Below are 3062 nucleotides of genomic sequence, written 5' to 3'. Positions count from 1 at the left end.
GCGCTGCTTGAGGGCCTTGTTATAAGAGGGCCAGTTGGTGATTTTAAAATTTTGTTTTGCCATGGAGACCTGATTTTGAAACAACTGTGGTGATCTGCTCCGATGATTACCCAAAAGTTCTATTTATTCAACAAAGCCCTGATGACTGACAAACCTACTTAAAACAGCGACACCCACCGCTGTCATTCTCGCCCGCCTCCGTCATTCCCGCGAAGGCGGGAATCTCGCACAGGAGAAACGCATTCTTTCTGGCAGAAATCCCCGGCTTTCGCCGAGGATGACAAAGAGTAAAGTGGCTGTGTCTCAGGAACCGTCCTAAATAGGTTTTGTGACAACAAAACGCTTGAGTTTCCCCAGTGAATAGGGTGCGATATAGCGGTTTACCCGTGCATGCCTGATAAAAGAGAAGGACGCTTATGCCTAAGCTAGTGAAATATATTGGAATTACGTTGCTTGCCGCACTATTGGCCGCCTGCAACGATAATAAAGACGACAATACGGGCCACGCAGGACACGATGTCCCGGCCGCGCAGGCCGCCAGTCAAACCATCTCTCTGCTGTCTGGCAACATCACGTTCACGCTGCCTGCGGATATGCATGATCAAAGTGGAAAAGTGGGTTCGCAGTCCAACAACATGCATGTCTACGCCAACGATAATGGCCAGCGCGCAGTGATTGTCATCCTGGGCGATAGCAGCAACGAAACCCTGCCAGTATTAACGCAGCGCCTTGAAGATCAGCAACGCGCCCGCGATGCCAACTTGCAGGTTGTGACCAATAAAGCCATTGAGGTTAACGGCCATGCGCTGCAACAGCTCGACAGCATCTCCAACAGTGGCAGCGGCAAGCAGGTTTACTCTTCCGTGCTTATGGGGAACGTGGCGAACCAACTGTTGACGCTGCAAATCACGCTGCCTGCCGATAATCAACAAGCGGCGCAAACCGAAGCAGAAAGCATCATTCGCACGCTGACGTTGAAGTAATCATAATGAGGCCGCTGACGCGGCCTCTCTTCTTAATACTCTCAGCTCGCCTTTACCACGTTTTTCCCGGCAATACGCCCAAACACGATGCAATCCGTCATGGCAACACTCCCCAGACGCACCGCGCCGTGCACCCCGCCTGCGGCTTCCCCGGCGGCATACAGCCCCACAATCGGCTTCAAATCAAAACCAATCACCTGTGCATCTTTATTGATCGCCAGTCCCCCCATGGTGTGGTGAACGCGCGGCCAGAGGCGCGCCACATAGTAAGGCGGCGTGACATTGGGCGAAGCATCTTTGAAAATCATACAGCCCAGGTCAGGGTCGTTTTCCAGATGCTGCTCCACGTAGCCGTTCCAGCGTTTCACCTGTTCAACAAAAGCCGCCGCCGGCATGCCATAAGCCTGCGCCACTTCTTCCAGCGTGTTGTAGGTTTTGAGCGAGCCATTTTTCAGCGCGCCGATCATCTGCCCTTCATAGACCATTTTCAGCGTGTTGGTTTTGTCCGCGATAATCAACGTCGGATGCTCCAGTTGAATAATGGCATCAGCACGCTCTTTACGGTTGCCAGTTTCTTTAAAGAAGCGCTTGCCGTTGGCAGGGTCGACCATCAGGCCATAACCCACCACTCGTTCAACAAACTGCGGGATATAGCCGAAACCCTGCTCATCCGGGCTGGTCTAGGGGCCGAGTTGGATCCAATCCTTCTGCGTCGCCAAAGCACCAATCATGCTGGCTGCCATCAGCGTTTCTCCTGTCGCGCCCGGTTGGTTGGTGGAGGTGAACGCATCCGTCAGGCGCGGTTCGTACATTTGCCGTAACGCTACCCCTTGAGAGAAGCCGCCGGATGCCAGCACCACCCCTTTTGTTGCACGGATAAACGCGATGGAGCCGGAAGCATCGTCTGGGAACTTATAGCCACGCCGCACTTCCGCCCCGAGCACCCGTCCGTGGCTGTCAATAATAAACCGCTCCAGCTTGGTACGCTGCTCAATGACCACACCCAACGCTTTGGCCTTCTGGTACTGTTTCACCACCAGTCCGGAACCGGAGCGCTGCTTCAGTTGGTGAGCGCGTTTCACTGCATGGCCGCCATGATAATTCACCCGGTCAAACTCAGCCACGAAGCTTTTGGCACACTCCAGCGCCTCCACCGAATGATCGGCAACGGTGCGCGCCAGTTCGGGGTAGTTCAGCCAGTTGCCCGCTTTCATCATGTCCTGATACATCAGTTCTGGGGAGTCCTTGATGCCCAGTGCCTGCTGCATGCTGGAGCCTGCCGCTGACAGATCGCCACCGTTGAGTATCGAGTTTCCGCCAAACAGCGGCATTTTCTCGATAATCAACACATCCGCTTTGGCATTACGTGCTTCAATGGCGGCAGCTAATCCGGCAAAGCCAGTGCCAATAATCAGCACATCCACCGTGGTATCCCACTTCTGCGGCACCGGCGCAGGTGGCGCAACGACCGCCGCAGGGCGGGACAGCGCTATGCCACCCAATGCACCCATCATGATACCGGTAGATTTGAGGAAGTGACGGTGCCCCTGGGGATTTGGGTCTTGCTTGGTGTTTTTACTCATAAGATTATCTCCATGTTCAGAAACATCGAATCGAGCTGAGAAAAAATCCAGTTCAATCAAAAGATAACCAAAATTGGCGTGGTGTATCGAGCGGGCAGAATACGATGCGCGCTCGTGCCTTGAGTCGGCGGCGATGCGCTATTTCACAATGAAAAGTAAGGGATTAAACGTGAAGCGCCGCCCAATGTAGGGAATCATTCTGAAATGAGAAGCTCAGACAACATATCCCAACCGAAAACGCCATAAATATTGCCGGTTGGGTAACAACACTTATTGCCGCGGCAAGAGGGTTTCTTCCTGCGCCAACGTGATACCACGGCGGCTCAGACGCAGCGTCATCAGCAAGCCGACGCTCACTAGGCTGTGTCCCTTAATTGCCTGAGTTATAGTAACCGTATGTTTCCACAGTATATTGAACTATGGCTCGCTACGACCTTCCCGATGAAGCATGGATGATCATCCAGTCTTTACTGCCTGCTGAACCAGCAATACCACG

General features: G+C 53.5%; 1 protein-coding gene and 1 pseudogene. One reads left to right on the top strand and one right to left on the bottom strand.

Annotation, left to right across the window (positions count from 1 at the left end; genetic code table 11):
• Nucleotides 1–416 precede the first annotated feature (416 nt).
• The gene (locus QZ506_RS03625) at nt 417–983 is read left to right on the top strand and encodes a DcrB family lipoprotein (protein WP_291969125.1); all 567 of its coding nucleotides are present in this window, start codon (nt 417–419) and stop codon (nt 981–983) included.
• Nucleotides 984–1024: 41 nt separating this feature from the next.
• Here the strand turns inward: QZ506_RS03625 and QZ506_RS03620 are convergent.
• Nucleotides 1025–2494, bottom strand: a pseudogene (locus tag QZ506_RS03620) (flavocytochrome c).
• Between the last annotated feature and the right edge of the window lie 568 nt (nt 2495–3062).

This window comes from Candidatus Symbiopectobacterium sp. (assembly GCF_020054415.1).
Classification (GTDB): Bacteria; Pseudomonadota; Gammaproteobacteria; order Enterobacterales; family Enterobacteriaceae; genus Symbiopectobacterium.
This window is presented reverse-complemented; position numbering and strand designations above follow the sequence as displayed.

Bases quoted from the DNA above. Each gene is read 5' to 3' on its own strand.
- QZ506_RS03625 (WP_291969125.1), top strand. From the start codon at position 417: ATGCCTAAGCTAGTGAAATATATTGGAATTACGTTGCTTGCCGCACTA.